Below are 18,415 nucleotides of genomic sequence, written 5' to 3' on the forward strand. Positions count from 1 at the left end.
ACGACGAGGGTGCGGCGCTCGCCGTGCGATAGCTGCCGCGCCGGCCACTGCCGGAGCCGGAGTTGAACTGCAAAGCGCCGTCGCCCCCTTCGAAGAACGACCCGATATTGACGCCGACGCCGCTCGTCTGACTGGCCCCCTCCCCGTCGATCACCAGCCAGCTTTGCAAAAGCCGTGGATTGGAATCGCCGCCCGATCCCTCGACGACGGCCACATCCGTGATGGCGGCGTTGGAATAGTCCAGTCCGACATCGTCCATGAAAGGTACCGGAATGGCTTCGCGCGGATCGACCGTGAAGGAATAGGTCCGGATGTCACCGTTTCGAAACAGGCTGGTGTCGGCCATCGGCGTGCCGCGAATGGCATAGACGGGCTGGCCGAGATCACCCGCGATCGACAGGAGATAGGTCGTAAAGCCACCGATGCCGGAATAGGCGACGCCGGTCAGCGACTGGCCGGCAAGGCTCGCTCCGCTGGACGCCGTGATCTGGCGGGTGGTGAAGCCGGCGTCGTCATAGATGGGAAGCGTCAATGTGCCCTGCTGCACCTCGCCCGTCGCCGTGGAAGCATCCGGGCGTCCCTCCAGCGCAGCGACTTCGTCAAATTGCGGTGATCCGCCGAGGATGCCCGCGCTGCCGGGATCGCTCGTATTGAAAAAACTCGTATTCGGCGTCAGCACCCGGACGGGGATGGTACGAAGCTCACCGCCACCGGTTCCCTCCACCACGTCCTCGCGCAGCTCGTCCTTGGAAGCGTCGGCGACGATCTCGTTTGCGGCCTCGGTCGGCGGTTCGGGGCGCGGGGTCGGCGTCGGCGGGTTGTTGAAGGCCGGCGCGACGGCGGAATTGGTCTCGGCGACATTGCTCGCGACGACGATCGCGTCCGTCGGCTGGCGGGAGGAGCCGCCATTGGCGCCGGGGCGCCCGGACAGGGCCAGCTGGATGGAGGAGGTGCATTCGGGCGGTGTCCTGACCACGCCCCGCGATCCGCCGCCTGTCACGACCGAATAGCCGGGCTTGTAGACCCGCTGCGGCGCTCCGCCGCCGCCCGAGACCGTCAGTTCGTTGCCGAAGATCAGGTCGATATGTTGCGGATAGGGGCAGGTGGCGCCGCGGGTCGTCAGCGCCCCTCCCCCGCCGAGATCGAGATCGACGACCGCGCCGCGCACGCCGACCGTCCCGACCGGCGTGTTCAGGGTCACGCCATTCGCGGTCTTCGACGTCTTGCCGCCGATGAAGCGGAAGACGCCGCGGGTCATGGTCGCGGCGATCTCAGCCGTTCCAGCCCCCGGATCGTAGACGAACCGGTCGATGGTGATCTGCGAGCGCGGGCCGATGGTGAAGGCGGTGCCGTCCTTCAGGAGGATCTGGACGAGGCCGATCGTGTCGGTGGTGATCTGCTCGTTATAGATGACGTTGTCGCCGAGGCTGATCGTGCGCACCGGCAGCGTCCCCGTCGCCGACTGGTTGACCGCCGACGTCACGCCGACGGACTGCGCCAGGGCCGGCGCCGCGACGAAGGCCGCGAGCGGGACGGTCGTCAAAAGCGTGGAAAACAGACGCATGGCGAACTCCCTCAAAAGCGCTTGGCGATGCCGAGCGAGGTGCTGACATTGTCGTAGGAATAGAGGTCGTAGTTCGAACGCACGTCGCGATAGCTCGCCGCCGCCTGGACCGACCAGTTGTCGCGGATCGGCACTTCCAGCGTGCCCTCGACGAAGCCCTCCTCGGTCTCCTGCGCGGCGCTCGTTGAGAAGACGGGGTCGGGATCGTCATAGTCGCGATGGACGTAGCCAAGGGTGATCCCAGCCGTCCACGGATCGTTCGTCGGCATTGCGATCGGGGCCGCGAAGTTCAGCCTGCCGCCGACCGAGAGGTTGACCTCGGTCACGCTGTCATAGCCGACATCGGCGTCGCGCCGGTCACCGCCGAGCGAGGCAAAGCCGATGAAGGCCGGCGAGAACTGATGCTGGATCGCGACCGAGCCGATGAAGCGGTCGCCGGTGCGGTCCGAGACCGTCGGCCGAAGGTCGGAGTCCTTGAAATTCTCGTGGCGGTATTCGCCATTGACGACGAGCCGCGTCCGCCGGTCGAGCAGCTTGACGAAATTGGACCCGACGCCGGCGGTGGCGAGATAGGGATCGCCGCCGAGCACCACCCCGCCGAGAATGCCGTAAAGCCCGAGCGAGGCCCCGTCGATCCTGAACCTTTGAAGATCGAAGACGGGACCGAGCGTCAGCTCGGCGAGACCGGTGTTGAGATCGTCCTGATCGGCGTATAGGGCGCCATAGGTCTTCAGCGTCGCTTCCAGCCGGTCGCCCTGGTTCTCGAGATCGCGAAAATAGCGGAAACTGCCCGCGACGAAGCCGTTCGTGTCAGACTTGCCGAGCGCCGAGCCATCCAGGAGGAAGTCGACGCCGTTCAGCCGGATGCGGGAATCGCCCGGCGCGGCATTGGCGTTCGACTGCCAGCGCAGGCCGGAGACGATCACGCCCGAAAACGTGTCGATCGCCTGATTGTCGTCGATCGCCGCCAGATAGGTCTCGACCTTGGCCCGGACGGGTTCGGGGACGTTCGGTCCGGAGATGGCTCCGTCGAAATAGGTCTTTGCGGTCTCGTAAGCGCCGAGCCGGTAGTAGAGGACGCCAAGCTCGAGCTGCAGCCGCGGCAGGCCCGGCGCGAAGATCAGCATGCGTTCCAGTGTCGCGATCGCGCCTTCCAGATCACCCGCCTGGGAGGACAGGGCGGCATATTCGAAGGCCGTGTCGAGATCGCCGGGATTGGCGAGCATCCTGGCAAACAGGACGTCGCGCCGTGCCTGAATTTGTGCGAGCGTCGCCGGATCGGCGCGGGGCGCGACATTGGGTTCGGCCGAGGTGGTCGCGGCCGATTGCGCAAAGGCATCCGGACCAGGCGCCACTGCAAGGCTCGCGGCGAGAAGCGATCCGGCGGACAGCCGTTTCAGCGCCCGCGACCACCGCCGAAGGCCCGTCATTTGCGCGGTCGCTTCTCCGGCCGCCGCAACGGTCCGACCGCCTCCGCCTGATGAGGCCGGACCGGGCCGGATCCCTCGCTTGCATTTGCGCATGATGCGCTCCCCCTCGACATTGACGCACGAAAAAACAGTGCAGGCGCATCGCAGCTGACGCGGCGACACCGCCAAGCTGAAATCCCAAACGCCGCCGCAAACAGGCGCCGTTGCCTTGTCATGGAGCAGATGCCCTTCGGCTCCCGCGCTCCGTCTCTCGAACCGGCCCAAAGGGCATGGACGATCCGCGCGGATCATCCATCCGCGGTTTTGGATCTTCCCGGTCAATCGTCCTGCAGGGACGCAGTGAAACCTCGATCACTGCGAGTCACTTGCTTGTTGTTGCAATGGGGGAAAATTACGAATGGTCAATCCGAGAAGTAAAGTGCCAATTCCGCCACAATTTCCGAATTCATTCAAAACGGCAGTTGCGTCACTTGGCCATGAAATCGCGAAGCGGCGGGAACTATTGGGAAATTGCTGTTCCCTCGGTGGTTCGGGGGCGAATGCTTTGCTCGCAATTAGCGCCCATTCTGATCTCTTGCTGTTCTGCTGGTCGGTGCGGTTCATTGGCCGAGCCGATCGGCCGCAATGGAGAGCGCGCGTCGTCATGCCAAGAGAAATTTCAGTTTCGCGACCATCGCGGAGGTCGCACTGAATGGCGTCCGGTCGGGTCTGATTGCGAGGGGCCGTGCTTATGGCGCAAGATCGCAAGGACGATCGCTGCGAACTGGCTTCGCGCGCGCTGTCTTTCGATGAGCAATGCCTCACCGAGGTGAAATGTAGCGACCGGTCTGATCTGCGCTTCCCGTCCGCAGGCGTTCCCGCGGCTGAAAAGCTTTGATGCGCGAGCTGTCAGGGCCCGGTCTGGATGAGCAGACGATCCCTGCCCGTGGATTGCATCGATCATTCACGGGCGCATCTGGACCTCGTTGACAGCTGCCAACGAGCCCATGGGCGAGCGCCCATCCTGCGCGCTCTTGGGTAACTCGGGCCTGCGCGCGGATCGGGACGATGTGCCGCGAGCCTCTCTTCGTCGCGGCGGGCGCGGTTGCGTTGCATCAGACGCGATGCTGTTGGCGTTGGCAGCTGTCAACGGCCGACAGGGACACGCGCCTTTCGGACAAGCGCCCTCACTCGGTTGGTCCATGACCGTCGGTTTTTGCATCAGTGCTGTGGGTCGCAGTTCCTGAGAAGCCTTATCCGCTTCTTTTGCCCCAAATGCCGCCCGGTCTCTCCCGGCCAAATCTATCCTGCAAGAGAGAATCTTGATGGAATTGGTTGTTGGATGACAGAGGTGTCATACCCTGCAAACGCCGGTCCGGCGGCGTTGCTCGGGTCATGCCGGGCAGCGCTGCGTGCGATGGTGCGAGGGCGGCGGAGCGCCCGGCCCGGCTCGTCGCGGCGAAGGGCTCGAACGGGATGGTCTGGCGCTCCGGCGCCTCGGAGAGCCAGGCGGCGAGGCCGGAATGATCGGCGAAGAAGGGAAGCACCTTGTCGGTCAGCGTGATGACGAGACCGGTGTGAAATCCCCTCGCCGTCTTGCGGATGCGCGAGGCGATGTAGCCGAAGCGTTCGAGGTCGATCAGATAACGGCGGATGGTGCGTGAGGAGCGATGCATGGTCGCCGCCAGCGTCGCCTTGGCGGCAGCCGTCACCCGGCCCTTGCCGCAGCGCGCGCGCAGGACCACGAGCAGCGCCTTGGCGCCAGGCGTCAGCCGGTCGTCGCGCATCGCGGTCGTGGCGATCGCATTGGCATATTGCCGCGAGGCCCGCGGCGCCGGACGGAGGGCTCTCGGCCGCGCGGCTGGCGGATGAGCCAGGCCTTTCGCCTTGCCTGCAACCGGCGACAATGCAGCTGCGACCGTATCGAGACCGGCACCGATCTCGCGCGAGCGCCGTTCGGCTTCGCTCAGCGAGATCGCTCCGGCATGAAATTCCCGCCAGATCGCCGCTCTGGCGGTGAAGATCGGTGAGGGTGCCTGGCACGCCGACTCTTCATCAGCAGCGCAGTCGTCCGCCGGATGCGTCGGCCCATCATAGCCGGACCCGCCGTTGCCGGTTTCGGCCGACGCCGTCATCTGGGCATGAGTGATCGCTGGCCCGAACGCCGCTTCGCGGTCGAGCCCCCTGCGTGCGCCGGGCGCACGCCATCCTTGTTCCGTCACGTGTCGCTTCCTTGCGCGAGGCAAACCGGACCCGTGGCGGGAAACCGCAGTGATGCTTGACGAGTGAGTCGGAAGGGCCTAGATCGAAAGGTGTCTAGTCTTTGAGATCAGGTCCTGTTGCGGCTCCCGCTTCGGGGCCTTTTCTTTTGCCGGTTTCGCGTCTCCGTTTGCTGCCGCATCGTGCCCCGCGCGACCCTGAGGCCGCCGGGGCGGTGAAACTCGTTCGGCCGGTTCAGGCCGGTGGGTCGCTTTCGGCTTCGGCCTCCTGCGCCTTGAAGGCGCGGTAGAGGTCGGGCAGCCTTGCTGCGACGAAATCCGAAAAGGCGGCGCCGTCGCCGGTCTGAAAGGCGAGCGATGGGCGCGCGCGCGGGCCGGTCTTGACCAGCGCCAGCACTGCCCCGTCTTCGCTCTTCACGGTCTTTTCGCCGGCGGGCTTCCGCCCCTTGGCGCCGCGCTGCATGTGCTTGTAGAGCGCGGCAAACCGTTCGTCGGAATCTGCCAGCGACTGGAATTCGCCGCTATGGACGAACTCCAGCGCGTGCTCCTTGCCCGGCATGTCTGCCAGCGTCTCGCCGATCTCGCCCCAACGGGGGCGCCCGGCCTTGGGCGCCGGGCCGACCGCCCGGGCAATCGCGTGGGGGATGCGCTCGGCCACCTGCAGGAGCCTCGTCAGCTCGGACTTGTCGATCCCGAGCGCCGACTGCATCGTCTCGCGGGAGAAGCCGCGCGCTTCCAGCCCCTTGGCGAAGAACGCCCGCTCGATGAAGCTGAGATCGCGCCGCTCGGCGTTCTCCCGCCCTTGCGCCAGCACCAGTTCGTCGTCGGACAAAGGGCGGATGATCGCCCGGACCTTCAGCCCGAGATCGCGCGCCGCCCGAACCCGGCGATGGCCATAGGCGGTCTCGAACAGACCCTCTTCCGCCTTGGCCGGGTCGCAATGGGGGCGAAGCAGCACCGGCACGCTCTGGCCGTCGGCCGCGATCGAGGCTTTCAGCCCGGCAAAGCCGGGATCGAGCTCGCCGGCCCGCGACAGCCGGTCGACCACCGGCGAGGGCAGGATCATCTGCGGATCGACGAGGATCACATGGCCGCCGCTCATCGCCTCCTCACGCAGTTGCCTTGCCGCATCCGCCTGTTTCTGCAGCTCGCCCCAGGACGCCCGCATGGCGTTGATCGCGCCGGAGCGGGCGTGGTCGCGCGCCGGGGCAGGAGAGGGTGCAGGCGAGGGGTTTTGCGCAGCACCCGGCATGGCGGGCCCTGCTCCGGACGCCCCGTCCGCTTCGGTGCCGGGCAGAGCCGGGATATCGCCGTCCTTCGCCGTGTGATCGCCGGCCTTGGCGTCCCCCGACAGAAGCGCGCGCAGCGCATCCTTGCGTTTCACCATTGCGAGCCCTCCTTGGCCTTGCCCGTCCGCTGCGCCGACGGCCCCATGCCGCGGCGCGCCCGGCATGATGGCCCCGGGCGAAGGGGGTGGGGATAAGTTTTTGCCGATCGCGCCTTTCGACCGGCCGTTTCCGGCACCGAAAAACCGCCGCAAGCGATTGCGGCGGCTGGCGTTTTACAAGCGCCGGAGGCGAGGGAGGCGAGGCCTGCCGAAGAAAAACTTATCATCATTTCTGCCGCCCCCAGGCCGCGCGAATCAGTTCCTCGACTTCGCCATTGACCGCCTGGAGCGACTCCATCGCGCGGTCGTAGGTTCCGCGGGTGAAGTTCTCGCGGCCGACCTCGTAGAGCGTCTGCTTGGTGAGGCCGGCATCGGAGATCGCCGTCGATTTCAGCATCGCGTTGGTCAGCACCCGGTCGCCGAACTGGGCGCGCAGAAAGCCGGCGATCTGGGCCTGTGGCCCGTCATGGGGCTCGTAGCGGGTGACGAGATAGCGCAGGAAGTCGAAGCCGAGTTCGGCCCCCGATTCGCGCACCACCGCCAGAAGATCGGCGGTCATGAACAGGAACTGGCTCATCGAGGCGACGTCGAGCATCTGCGGATGGACCGTGACGACGACCGAGGTCGCCGCGCAGAGCGCGCCGAGGGTGAGAAAGCCAAGCTGTGGCGGGCAGTCGATCACGACGACGTCGAAATCGGCCTCGACTTCCGCGATCACCGCGCCGATCCGCGCAAAGAAGGGCAGATCTTCGGCCGTCCCCCGCTCGGCGAGCTGGCGCGGCGTCGTGTGCTCGAATTCCTGGAGTTCCAGATTGCCGGGCACCAGCGACAGGCCGTCGAAATAGGTCGGGCGCAGGATCTCTGCGAGCGGACGGCGCATCTCGTCGTAGCGGATCGCGCCGTAAAGCGTGTCGTTGCCCGAAAGATCGAGCTCGGGCTGATAGCCCAGAAGCGCGGAAAACGAGGCCTGCGGATCGAGATCGATGGCCAGCGTCCGGTAGCCCTCAAGCGCCAGATATTGCGCCAGATGGGCCGAGGTGGTGGTCTTGCCGGAGCCGCCCTTGAAATTGGTGACGGCCAGGATCTGCAGATGTTCGCCGGGCTCGCGCCATTTGAGATACTGTCGCGCCTTGGGGCTGCCCTTCTCGTGCTGGGCGGCGAGATAGGCGCGAAGGGCGTTGATCGTCTCGAGGCGGTAGGAGCGCCGCCCGCCGGCGCCGGTTTCGGGCTGCGGGCCCTCGCCGGAGATCGACAGCTGGCGCAGATAGCCGTCCGAAACGCCGATCAGCTTGGCCGCTTCGCCTGAGGTGAAGGGGCGCAGCGCCTTCTTGGCCGATGGCGGAAACAGCCGCTCGCGCATCTGGGAAAGCTGCGCCGACAACAGCTCCGCGTCGCGCGCGATCGCCTCGTCGGCCGGACCGATCGCTGCAGGAGTCGCTCCCTTTGCCGCTTTTGCCACCTTTTGCGTCTCTTCCCTCGTTCGGCCCGCCACGTCGGCGGGGCCGGTCTCGTCACTCGTCATGGCAAGCGCCTTTCTCGTCCTCTCCCGTCGAAGCCGGCCATGGTCGGCCGGGTGGGCGGGGGCTCCATCGTCGAGCCCGGCCTCGGCGCGAGTCGCGGCAAGACGGGTGACACCCTGCCGGCGATCGCCCGGAACGACGTTCGACCAACAGAGCTGCGGGCTTCGACTTTTGTTACGCCCTGAAGATGGATCGACGCTTGTTTTCCGTAAATGGGACGATGGTCAAGCCGGTGAGTCGAGTCAAGCGGCAGGACAAGCGGCGCAATCCTCGCGCAAGCTTGTGCCGGGCGCAACTTGCTCCTGTCGGGCATCGAGCGGGTGCTGCAAGCCGGGCAGGCGAGGGCCGGGACAAGTCAGGGAAAACCGGGGTCAGCGGCAGGAGCCGGTCGCGATAACAGCTCCGCACGGCCCGCTCGCCGGCGGTGCCTTACCCCTCGCGCTCCGCGGGAGGGGGAGGCGGCGGGATGAACGCGGACAATTCGGCCATTGGGCCGGAGAGCTGCGCAAGCACGTCTTCGGGAAGCTTCGCGAGGATCGCCTGATAGCTTCGCAGGGTGACGGCCGGAAACTCCTCGAGCAGGGCAAACCCTTTCGGCGTCAGGGTCAAACGTTTCTGCCGGCGATCCTCCGGGTTCTCGGCCCGGTCGAGAAGGCCGGCCTTGACGAGCCGATCGACCAGACGACTTGCCGCCGTGTGGGTCAATTCCACTTCCTTGGCGATCGCAGCGACGCTTTGCGGCCCTTCGATACGAATCCTGAACATCGCCACGAGATGCTGGAAGGAAATGTCCTGGCCTTTCAGGAACCGTGCCATGTGCGGGAAAACGTGAGACATCACCGCCCCGTGCAGGTGATGAAACGCATTCACGATTTCGCAATGGCCGGGGTGTGACATTCTTTCTTCCTTGCATGAGATGCAATGATGCATCAAATGAGCGCTCGTCGTCGCCGCGTCAAGCCGGCGGCTGCAACCGCGCATGGAGAAGAGCTGCATGAGACGACCCCAGCTAGAAACGGGTGCGAAACCCGCTCCGTTTCGTCGCATTGCTCCGCTTGCCGCGCTCGTGATCGTCCTTGCAGCTTTGGGCGCCTGTTCCGACAGCGGCGGCTCCGAAGGCTCGGGCGGCTCTGCCGCAAAGGGCGCAGGCGGCGCGCCTGGCGGACAAGCCGGGCCCACCAAGGTCGGCGTCGTCACCGTCGAGCCGCAGCCGGTGACCATCACCGCAAATGTCGCTGGACGCGTGGTCTCCTTCCAGACGGCGCAGGTGCGTCCGCAGGTCGGCGGACTGATCACCGAGCGGCTGTTCGAACAGGGCACCAAGGTCGAGAAGGGCCAGGTCCTCTACAAGCTGGACGATCGCTCCTACAAGGCCGAGGTGGATTCGGCGAAGGCGACGCTGGAAAAGAACCAGGCGGCCCTGACCACGGCGCAGCTGCAATATCAGCGCTATCAGGATCTGGGAAAGAACGACGTCATCAGCCAGTCCGACCGCGATTCCGCGCGCTCGACCTATCTTCAGGCCAAGGCCGACGTGGCGGTGGCGCAGGCTGCGCTCGAGACCGCCCAGCTCAATTTGAACTACACCTCCATCGAGGCGCCGATCACCGGACGCGTCGGCACCGATCCGACCGAGCCCGGCAATCTCGTCACCGCCGACCAGACCGACGCGCTCGCGACGATCCGCCAGATCGATCCGGTCTATGTCGATTTCACCGAATCCTCCGGCAATCTGATGAAGTTCCGCGACCAGATCCGTCGCGGCGGGGTGAAGGCGCTGGTCGGGCCCGAAAATCCGGGCAAGGCCGTCGTCAAGATCCAGTTCGCCGACGGCTCGTCCTATCCCGAGACGGGGACGATCGACGCGGCCGATCAGTATGTCTCCGAGACGACCTCGAGCTTCACGGTGCGCACGCGCTTTCCCAATCCCGAAAACGTCCTGCTGCCGGGCATGTATGTGCGCGGCACCATCCGCCTTGCGGTCGACGAGAACGGCTTCCTGCTGCCGCAGCGCGCGGTCTCGCGCAATGCCAAGGGCGAGCCGACGGCGATGTTCGTCAAGGAGGACGGCACGGTCGAGACGCGGGTGCTCGAAATCTCGACCGACATCGGCAATCAGTGGTGGGTGACCAAGGGCGTTGAGAAGGGCGACAAGCTGATCGTCGACGGGCTGCAGAAGATCCGCGACGGCGCCAAGGTCACGCCCGTCGCCGTGACCGTCAATGACGACGGCCTCGTCGAGCAGGCCTCGGACCAGGACCAGTCGCCGGCCTCGGCAAAGGGCGGGGCGGACGACGGCAAGGCGACGTCCGCCGAAACTGCGAAAGCGAGCGACGGCGATCAGGCGACGACGTCCCAGGCGACACAGACGAAGGCGGGGCAGGCCACCGCCGCCGAACAGAAGCCGGAAGCGGCATCCGGTGGTGGCGACAAGAGCGCAGGCACCGCCAACGGCGGCGGGGAGTAGGCGCTGATGGCCAGCTTCTTCATCCACCGCCCGGTCTTTGCCTGGGTCATCGCCATCGGCATCATGCTGTTCGGCACGCTGGCGCTCTACCAGCTGCCGATCGCCCAGTATCCGGACGTCGCGCCGCCGTCCGTGTCGATCTCCGCGACCTATCCGGGGGCGAGCGCCGAGACCGTCGAGAACTCGGTGACCAAGGTCATCGAGCAGAACATGACCGGTCTCGACAATCTGATCTACATGTCGTCCTCCTCGACCAATTCGGGCCAGGCGACGATCACGCTGACCTTTGCGACCGGGACCGACGCGGACATCGCCCAGGTGCAGGCGCAGAACAAGCTCTCGGAGGTCGAGGCCCAGCTTCCCGAGGCGGTCCAGAGCCAGGGCGTTACCGTCACCAAGTCGTCTTCGGGCATTCTCATGGTCGCGGCCCTGACGTCGACCAACCGGAACTACACCTCGACCGACCTTGCCGACATCATCTCCACCAATCTGGAAGATCCGGTGCGCCGGGTCGAAGGCGTCGGCGATCTCAACGTCTTCGGTTCCGGCTATGCGATGCGCATCTGGCTCGATCCGGCCAAGCTCGCCGAGTTCCAGCTGACGCCGGCGGACGTCACCAGTGCGGTCGAGGCCCAGAACACTCAGGTCTCGGTCGGCCAGCTCGGCGCGCTGCCGCAGACCTCCACCGCCCAGATGAACTTCACGGTGACGTCGCAGTCGCAGCTCGAGACGCCCGCGCAGTTCCGCTCGATCATCCTGAAGACCGAAAGCGACGGCTCGCTCGTCACTCTCGGCGACGTCGCGCGGGTCGAGATCGGCGCCGAGAGCTATAATTCCTCGGCCCGCTACAACGGCTATCCGGCGGCCGGTTTCGGCGTCAATCTCGCCTCCGGCGCCAATGCCATCGACACCGCCGAAGGCGTGCGTGCCGCCCTCGACAACCTCAAATCGACGCTGCCTGCCGACGTTTCGATCGTCTATCCCTACGATACGACGCCCTTCGTCGAGCTCTCCATCGAGAAGGTCTATCACACGCTGTTCGAGGCGATCGCCCTCGTCTTCGTGGTAATGCTGGTCTTCCTCCAGAACTTCCGGGCGACGCTGATCCCGATGATCGCCGTGCCCGTCGTCCTACTCGGCACCTTCGGCGTCCTGTCCGTCGCCGGCTACTCGATCAACACGCTGACGATGTTCGCCATGGTGCTGGCCATCGGCCTCCTCGTCGATGACGCCATCGTCGTCGTTGAGAACGTCGAGCGGGTGATGACGGAGGAGGGGCTTTCGCCGCTGGAGGCGACGGAAAAGTCGATGCAGGAGATCACTGGCGCGCTGGTCGGCATCGCGCTGGTGCTTTCGGCGGTGTTCCTGCCGATGGCGTTTTTCGGCGGTTCGGTCGGCGTGATCTACCAGCAGTTCTCGATCACCATCGTCTCGGCGATGCTGCTCTCCGTCCTGGTGGCGATCGTGCTCACCCCGGCGCTCTGCGCCACGATCCTGAAACCCACCCACGGCAAGCGCAAGAATTTCTTCTTTCGCGGCTTCAACAGCGGCTTCTCGAAGCTGACCAACGGCTATGTCGGCGGGGTCGGGACCTTCTCGCGGCGGCCGCTGCCGCTCCTCGTCGTCTTCGTCCTGATCTGCGGCGGCGCCTGGTACGTGTTTTCGAGCCTTTCGAGCTCCTTCCTGCCGGAAGAGGACCAGGGCGTCCTGATGACCATGATCCAGCTGCCGCCCGGCGCCACCAACGAGCGCACCAAGGAAGTGGTGCAGCAGGTCGAGCAATATTATCTCGACAAGGAAAAGGCCAACGTCGCCAGCGTCTTCGCCGCGCTCGGCTTCTCCTTTTCCGGCTCGGGGCAGAACAACGCCCTCGTCTTCGTCAAGCTGAAGGATTTCGACGATCGCACCGCCGCTTCCGCCGCCGCCAGCGCGATCGCGGGCCGGGCGATGGGGGCGTTCTCGCAGATCCGCGACGCGACGGTGATCGCGCTGTCGCCGCCGGCCATTCGCGGCCTCGGCACCGCCGGGGGTTTCGACATGTATCTGAGGGATACGGGCGGGGTTGGCTACGACAAGCTCGAGGCGGCGACGGGCCAGCTGATCGCCGAGGCCAATTCCGACTCCCAGCTGTCCGCCGTGCGCCGCAGCGGCCAGTCGCAGCAGCCGCAGTTCAAGATCGACATCGACGATCGCCTCGCCGGAGCGCTTGGTGTCAGCGTTTCCGACATCAACACGACGCTCTCGACCGCCTGGGCCGGCAGCTACGTCAACGACTTCCTCAACAAGGACCGCGTCAAGAAGGTCTATGTCCAGGCCGATGCGCCCTTCCGCATGACGCCGAACGACATCAATCGCTGGTATGTTCGCAACGATTCCGGCGAGATGGTGCCGTTCTCGGCCTTCACCAAGACGAGCTGGACCAAAGGGGCGCCGCAGCGCCAGCGCTACAACGGCATCTCGGCGGTCGAGATTCAGGGCTCCCCGGCCGAAGGGCTGAGCTCCGGTCAGGCGATGAACCGGATGCAGGAACTCGTCTCCAAGCTCGATGGCGGCTTCACCGTCGCCTGGACCGGCCAGTCCTATCAGGAGCGGCTGTCGGGCTCGCAGTCGACGTCGCTCTACGCGATCTCGATTGTCGTCGTCTTCCTCTGCCTCGCCGCGCTCTACGAGAGCTGGTCGATCCCCTTCTCGGTCATCCTCGTCTTGCCCGTCGGCGTCTTCGGCGCGGTGCTGGCGGCCTATCTGACCGGCCAGGACAACGACATCTACTTCAAGGTCGGGCTTTTGACGACGATGGGGCTCGCGGCCAAGAACGCCATCCTGATCGTCGAATTCGCCCAGGACCTCAGGAAGGAAGGCCAGAAGCTGATCGAGGCGACGCTGCACGCCGCGCGCATGCGCCTGCGGCCGATCCTGATGACGTCCTTCGCCTTCATCCTCGGCGTCACGCCGCTCGCCATCGCGACGGGCGCGGGCTCGGGCGCCCAGCGGGCGATCGGCATCGGCGTCATGGGCGGCATGATCGCGGCGACGGTGCTCGGCGTGTTCTTCGTGCCGCTGTTCTACGTCCTGGTGATGAGCGTCACCGAATGGGTCCGCAGCCGCCGCGGCAAGGGCCGGCAGCAGCATGAGGTCGCACCGGCGGAATGAGCGCGTGGATCTGCCGGCATGTGCCGGCGGATCAGGGTGCGAGACCGACGCCGTAATGGTCGAGGAGGCCGAAGAACCAGCTCGTTTGGAGATTGGCGGTCCGTGCGGCCACCTGGACGGCATTGCTCGCTCGGTCGAACAGCGCGTAGGCGATCTGGCCGTCGTCGTGGCGGGCGCGATAGGCGATCCCGTCGAACTGTCCCGGATGGGCGTGGATCGCCGCCGACCAGGCCTGCGGCGCATCGTAGGGCAGGCCGCCATGGGTGACTTCCGCCGTCGCGCCGATCCGGGCAAGCCCGTTGCCGTGAAGCTGCACCAGCCGCAGCTCGCGCATTATGCGCAGCCGGACATAAGCCTTGCGGGCAATGAAATCGCCGGCCAGCAGCGTGCGGCCCGGGCTGCGCAGGAAGGTTTCGGCGAAGGCGCCTTCGCGGGCCGCCGCGGCGTAGAGCACGCCATAGGAGCCGTCCGGCGCGTTCAGCCGCCCCATGAGCGAGACGTCGTAATGCACCGGGTGGTGGATGGCGGTGTAGAAGCGGTGCAGATCCGTTTCCGCCGCCAGCCGGACGACATTCGGCTCGCCGCTGGCGAAATCGGCCGGTGGCAGCGGCGGGCTCAAGCCCCCTGTTCGCCCAACCGCCTCGCGGCCTCGACCACCTCGCCGATCCGGCCCTGCCGGAGCAGCGCGACCGGCGGCCGGTTCCCCAATCGGGCGTCCGGATTGACCAGGAAGTTCAGGACCATCCACGGATTGTCGGTCGGCAGCGCCGCCTGCACCTCGCGCAGCCCCTTCACCAGCCGGCCCTCGCCATCGAACTGGACGGTCGGATAGCGCCGGCGATTGCCGGGGCCGGGAACGGCGAGAAGCGCGCCCTCGCGCACCTTCTTGTCGACCGCCTGCCGGGAGATCGCTCCCAGAAGCTCGCAGACCTCGCCAAGATCATAGGTGCCGCCGGCGCTCTTCAGATCCTCGCGCAGCATCCGGCGCCCGCGCAAGATGGCGCGCGCCCGGGCATCCGGCGCGAAGGCGTCGGACAGATCGTCCAAGGGGAGGGGGGCGAGGGAGGCGTTGCTCATGGCAGGAATATGAGGCGGGGCGGGGAAAGTGTCAACTTCGACAATTTGGACAATCGGGCCGCTGGCTCCAAGCGTGGCTTGCAGCCGCGCTCGATGTTCGTATCTCGGACGTGGCCCACCGCAACCAAGCGCCACGACGGCGGCGGTCGGAGCGACCGCGCTCCTCACCGCTTCGTCATCCCGGGCTTGACCCGGGATCCATTCCAAACCGCCGAACCCGTTGCCGCGGCGGCGGTGTGCCGACTGCCTGATTTGTCTGCACCGGAGAGGCGACGTCGATGCAGAGGAATGGGTCCCGGCTCGGGGGCCGGGATGACGAGGCTTTGGGGTTGGCGGCCACTCTTTCATCGCGGATCATCCGGCTCGCCCCCGGCGGTGAGGCTGGAACGTGGCGCCCGAAACGTGACGCATGTGGCTTGCCCGCCTCAGCCTCGCGGCATGCCGCGCGGTCTCAGGCTGCGCTTTTGGGCTGCGATGCGGAACTGGGCGTTGGCGGCGCCGTAGCCGTCATAGCCGCCGCGTCGCTCGACGATCTCGAAGAAGAAGCCTTCGCCATAGTTCGGGCTATAGAGCTGGAAATACTCGCCGCCCTCGCCGTCGCGGTCGTAGAGGATGTTTTCCGCTCTCAGCCGGTCGGCGAAGTCGGGTTCGAGGCCGAACCGCGCTTCGAGGTCGTCATAGTAGTTCTGGCTGATCGCCAGCGGCCGGAACCCGGCCTGTTTCAGCCGCTCGGCCGTCGCGAAGATGTCGCCGGTCTGAAAGGCGATGTGCTGGACCGACGAGCCGAAGCTTTCGGCGATGAAGTGGCCGGCCAGCGTCTTGCGGTTTTCGGCCCCGTTCAGCGTGATGCGCAGCGCCCCGTCGGCGGTCTCGATCGCCTGGCTCCTGACGAGGCCGCCCGGATCGACGATGTCGACCATGGGCGTGCGCCTCGTCTCGAAGATCGCCGTGTAGAACAGCGCCCAGGTCAGCATTTCCTCGTAATTCATCGTCTGGGCGAGATGATCGATGCGGGTGAGGCCGGCGTCTCCGCTTGCCTCGACCGGCTCCGCGGTGCGGAACTCGACGTCCCAGACGTTTCTGAGGTCGCTCGTCGCATCGAGAAAATGCACCAGCCCGCCGCCGACGCCCCGGATCGCCGGGATCTTCAATTCGCCCGGCCCCACCGGCTGCTCGAAGGGCTCGACCTTCATCGCCCGGGCACGCGTCAGCGTCGCTTCCGCGTCCTCGACCTTCAGGCCGATGTCGCAGACGCTGGTGCCGTGGACGAGATAGGCCGAATGGGCAAAGCCCTCGCGCTCGGTGTTGACGACGAGGTTGATCTCGCCCTGGCGATAGAGGGTGACGTCCTTCGTCACGTGCTGGCCGGCTTTGGCGAAGCCCATGGCGGTGAAAAGCCCGCCGAGCTCCTCGGCCTCGGCCTCGTCTGCGGTGAACTCGACGAATTCGATGCCGCCGGCTTCGATGCGCGGCGGCATGTCAGGAATGTCGATCGCAACGCCCGGCTCGTCGCGGCGCACGCCGTCCATCAGGTTCATCAGCGAGCGGTAGCCGTCGATGGCGATCGATTTCGGCGAACCGCCACGGAACTGGTCGTTGAAGATCTCCAGCGAGACGACGCCGGTGTAGCCCGTCGCCATGACGGCGCGCATGAAGGCGGGAACGTCGAGATCGCCTTCGCCGGGCATGTTGCGGAAATGCCGGCTCCAATAGAGGAGATCCATGTCGATCTTCGGCGCGTCGGCGAGCTGGATGAAGGCGATCCTGTCGCCGGGGATGCGCCGGATCGTTTCCGGATCGATGCCCCTTGCCAGCGTGTGAAAGCTGTCGAGGACGAGGCCGACGGCGGGATGGTCGGCGCGGCGCACGATCTCCCAGGCGTCGCGATGGTCGCTGACGTGACGGCCCCAGGCGAGCGCCTCGTAGCCGACTTTCAGGCCCCGCTTTTGCGCCCGCTCGCCGAGTTCGGCGAAGTCGGCGGCGGCCCGGTCGATGCCGCCGAGCGAGATGGGCGAGACGTTGGAGCAGACGAGCATCAGGTCGGTGCCGAGCTCCTCCATCACGTCGAACTTGCGCTCGGCCCGGTCGAACCCGCGCTGTCGCTGCGGCTCGGGCATGCCCTCGAAATCACGGAAGGGCTGGTAGAGCGAGATTTCGAGGCCGTGGTCACGCACCATCCGGCCGACCTCGCGGGGCCCGCCGTCGAAGGCGAGAAAGTCGTTCTCGAAGATCTCGATGCCGGAAAAGCCAGCCTTTGCGATGGCGGCGAGCTTTTCGGTGAAGTCGCCCGAGATCGAAACCGTCGCGATCGCCGTTTTCATGGGGTGGCTCCTTGGGTGGGGGGGTCCGTCTCAATGAGGGCGGTGTTCTTGCCTTGGATGTCGCGCAGCACCCCCCTCTGCCTGCCGGCATCTCCCCCACAAGGGGGGAGATCGGCAGCTGCAAATGTCGCCGCGCCGATTGCGGCGATGGCGCGAGTGTCAGCCTTCGACGTCTGGCGGGAGGGTCTGTGCGAGACTGATCTCCCCCCTTGTGGGGGAGATGTCCGGCAGGACAGAGGGGGGTGCCGCGCCACCCTCACCCCTCAAGCCCCCAGCGCCAGAAACCGCGCCATCATCCGCTCCCGGTCGGCCTCGAGCCCGGTGAAGTGCTGAAACGACCGCACCGCCTGGCCGACGGCCATGCCGGCGCCGCCCATCGCCCGGCAGCCCGCCGCCCTGGCCGCCTTTACCAATGCCGTCTCCAGCGGAAAATAGTTCACGTCGGCGACGAACATATCCCGGTTCAGCCGCTCGACGGGGTAGGGGACGCCCGGCCGCTTGTCGGTGCCGATGGGGGTGGCGTTGACGATACCGTCATAGCTGCCCTCGACATCATGGACGAGGCGGATGCGATCCGCGCCGAAACGCGCGGCGGCGGCGGCGACGAGGCTTTCGGCCCGCAGCCGGTCGATATCGAAGACGCAGAGTTCCTCGACGCCGTTCTCGAGAAGGGCGAAGGCGACCGCCATCCCCGCGCCGCCGGCGCCGATCTGCAGGACGCGCCGTCGCTTCGCCCCGGCCATCTCCTCGGCGAAGCTGTCGGAAAAGCCGCCGAGATCGGTGTTGTGGCCGATGCGCTTTCCGTTCTGGAACACGATCGTGTTGACAGCTCCCAACGCCTCGGCCTCGGGGCCGAGTTCGTCGAGATGCTCGGTCACGGCGATCTTGTAGGGATAGGTGATGTTGAGCCCGGCATAGCCGGTCAGCTCCATCGCCTTCAGGAGATCGGGCAGAGGCGGCGGGCTCGCCATCGTGCCGGTGTCGAACAGCCGGTAGACGGTGCGAAAACCGTGTCCCTCGCCGGCGGCCTCCTGCATCGCCGGCGTCCGCGACAGAGCGATGCCCTGGCCGATCAGGCCGAGGGTGAGGGTTTTCGGGGTGCCGAGGGCGGAGGAGACGATAAGGTCGGAGTTCATGTTCGGCGACCCCCCTCTGCCCTCCTGAGCGTTTGTCGAAGGGCGGACATCTCCCCCACAAGGGGGGAGATCGGCGGTTTTGCACACTGGTTCTCGAACCGTCTGCGCCGCGCAAGTTCAAACGTCGGAGATTGGCCGCTGCGTCCATGCAGAGTCGATCTCCCC

13 protein-coding genes are annotated in these 18,415 nt (G+C 66.2%); 2 read left to right on the plus strand and 11 right to left on the minus strand.

The features are described 5' to 3' along the window. The 7 genes from J6595_RS19015 to J6595_RS19045 all read right to left on the minus strand — a co-directional run. Positions 1 to 1,564 (minus strand): FecR family protein (locus J6595_RS19015; protein ID WP_209596687.1); only part of this gene is annotated, 1,564 nt, incomplete at its 3' end. Positions 1,565 to 1,575: 11 nt separating this feature from the next. Continuing rightward, positions 1,576 to 2,994 (minus strand): surface lipoprotein assembly modifier, encoded by a 1,419-nt coding sequence (locus tag J6595_RS19020; protein ID WP_209596689.1) that lies wholly within the window; start codon positions 2,992 to 2,994, stop codon positions 1,576 to 1,578. A 351-nt stretch (positions 2,995 to 3,345) separates the two neighbouring features. Beyond that, positions 3,346 to 3,597, minus strand: a complete 252-nt coding sequence (locus J6595_RS19025) for a hypothetical protein (protein WP_209596691.1) — start codon at positions 3,595 to 3,597, stop codon at positions 3,346 to 3,348. A gap of 629 nt (positions 3,598 to 4,226) precedes the next feature. Further along, on the minus strand, positions 4,227 to 5,195 hold the full coding sequence (locus J6595_RS19030; RefSeq protein WP_342453248.1) for a helix-turn-helix domain-containing protein: 969 nt from the start codon (positions 5,193 to 5,195) through the stop codon (positions 4,227 to 4,229). A gap of 232 nt (positions 5,196 to 5,427) precedes the next feature. Then, positions 5,428 to 6,579 carry a plasmid partitioning protein RepB gene (repB, locus tag J6595_RS19035; protein WP_209596693.1) on the minus strand — a complete coding sequence of 384 codons (1,152 nt, stop codon included), beginning with the start codon at positions 6,577 to 6,579 and terminating at the stop codon, positions 5,428 to 5,430. 226 nt (positions 6,580 to 6,805) lie between these two features. Beyond that, positions 6,806 to 8,101, minus strand: a complete 1,296-nt coding sequence (gene repA, locus J6595_RS19040) for a plasmid partitioning protein RepA (RefSeq protein ID WP_209596695.1) — start codon at positions 8,099 to 8,101, stop codon at positions 6,806 to 6,808. 427 nt (positions 8,102 to 8,528) lie between these two features. Next, positions 8,529 to 8,996 (minus strand): MarR family winged helix-turn-helix transcriptional regulator, encoded by a 468-nt coding sequence (locus tag J6595_RS19045; RefSeq protein WP_209596697.1) that lies wholly within the window; start codon positions 8,994 to 8,996, stop codon positions 8,529 to 8,531. Positions 8,997 to 9,093: 97 nt separating this feature from the next. Here J6595_RS19045 and J6595_RS19050 point away from each other — a divergent pair, with 97 nt between their 5' ends. Both J6595_RS19050 and J6595_RS19055 read left to right on the plus strand, forming a co-directional pair. After that, positions 9,094 to 10,566 carry an efflux RND transporter periplasmic adaptor subunit gene (locus J6595_RS19050; RefSeq protein WP_209596699.1) on the plus strand — a complete coding sequence of 491 codons (1,473 nt, stop codon included), beginning with the start codon at positions 9,094 to 9,096 and terminating at the stop codon, positions 10,564 to 10,566. Positions 10,567 to 10,572: 6 nt separating this feature from the next. Continuing rightward, positions 10,573 to 13,716: an efflux RND transporter permease subunit gene (locus J6595_RS19055; protein ID WP_209596701.1), complete on the plus strand. Its 3,144-nt coding sequence runs from the start codon at positions 10,573 to 10,575 to the stop codon at positions 13,714 to 13,716. A gap of 31 nt (positions 13,717 to 13,747) precedes the next feature. Here the strand turns inward: J6595_RS19055 and J6595_RS19060 are convergent, their stop codons facing one another. The 4 genes from J6595_RS19060 to J6595_RS19075 all read right to left on the minus strand — a co-directional run bounded on the left by J6595_RS19060 (position 13,748) and on the right by J6595_RS19075 (position 18,250). Further along, entirely contained in the window at positions 13,748 to 14,335 is a 588-nt protein-coding gene (locus J6595_RS19060) for an RES family NAD+ phosphorylase (protein ID WP_245198860.1), read from the minus strand. Next, positions 14,332 to 14,793 (minus strand): hypothetical protein, encoded by a 462-nt coding sequence (locus tag J6595_RS19065; RefSeq protein ID WP_209596703.1) that lies wholly within the window; start codon positions 14,791 to 14,793, stop codon positions 14,332 to 14,334. The genes J6595_RS19060 and J6595_RS19065 overlap by 4 nt, the downstream gene beginning before the upstream one ends. 425 nt (positions 14,794 to 15,218) lie before the next feature. Beyond that, positions 15,219 to 17,114 (minus strand): bifunctional sugar phosphate isomerase/epimerase/4-hydroxyphenylpyruvate dioxygenase family protein, encoded by a 1,896-nt coding sequence (locus J6595_RS19070; RefSeq protein WP_209596706.1) that lies wholly within the window; start codon positions 17,112 to 17,114, stop codon positions 15,219 to 15,221. Positions 17,115 to 17,377: 263 nt separating this feature from the next. Continuing rightward, on the minus strand, positions 17,378 to 18,250 hold the full coding sequence (locus tag J6595_RS19075; RefSeq protein WP_209596707.1) for a shikimate dehydrogenase: 873 nt from the start codon (positions 18,248 to 18,250) through the stop codon (positions 17,378 to 17,380). Between the last annotated feature and the right edge of the window lie 165 nt (positions 18,251 to 18,415).

This window comes from Jiella mangrovi (assembly GCF_017815135.1).
Classification (GTDB): domain Bacteria; phylum Pseudomonadota; class Alphaproteobacteria; order Rhizobiales; family Rhizobiaceae; genus Jiella; species Jiella mangrovi.

What these genes read in the sequence shown, in the direction of transcription:
- J6595_RS19070 (WP_209596706.1), bottom strand. Translation starts at nt 17,114, where the DNA reads ATGAAAACGGCGATCGCGACGGTTTCGATCTCGGGCGACTTCACCGAA.
- J6595_RS19065 (WP_209596703.1), bottom strand. Translation starts at nt 14,793, where the DNA reads ATGAGCAACGCCTCCCTCGCCCCCCTCCCCTTGGACGATCTGTCCGAC.
- J6595_RS19025 (WP_209596691.1), bottom strand. Translation starts at nt 3,597, where the DNA reads ATGAACCGCACCGACCAGCAGAACAGCAAGAGATCAGAATGGGCGCTA.
- J6595_RS19050 (WP_209596699.1), top strand. Translation starts at nt 9,094, where the DNA reads ATGAGACGACCCCAGCTAGAAACGGGTGCGAAACCCGCTCCGTTTCGT.
- repB (WP_209596693.1), bottom strand. Translation starts at nt 6,579, where the DNA reads ATGGTGAAACGCAAGGATGCGCTGCGCGCGCTTCTGTCGGGGGACGCC.
- J6595_RS19075 (WP_209596707.1), bottom strand. Translation starts at nt 18,250, where the DNA reads ATGAACTCCGACCTTATCGTCTCCTCCGCCCTCGGCACCCCGAAAACC.
- J6595_RS19045 (WP_209596697.1), bottom strand. Translation starts at nt 8,996, where the DNA reads ATGTCACACCCCGGCCATTGCGAAATCGTGAATGCGTTTCATCACCTG.
- J6595_RS19055 (WP_209596701.1), top strand. Translation starts at nt 10,573, where the DNA reads ATGGCCAGCTTCTTCATCCACCGCCCGGTCTTTGCCTGGGTCATCGCC.
- J6595_RS19020 (WP_209596689.1), bottom strand. Translation starts at nt 2,994, where the DNA reads ATGACGGGCCTTCGGCGGTGGTCGCGGGCGCTGAAACGGCTGTCCGCC.
- repA (WP_209596695.1), bottom strand. Translation starts at nt 8,101, where the DNA reads ATGACGAGTGACGAGACCGGCCCCGCCGACGTGGCGGGCCGAACGAGG.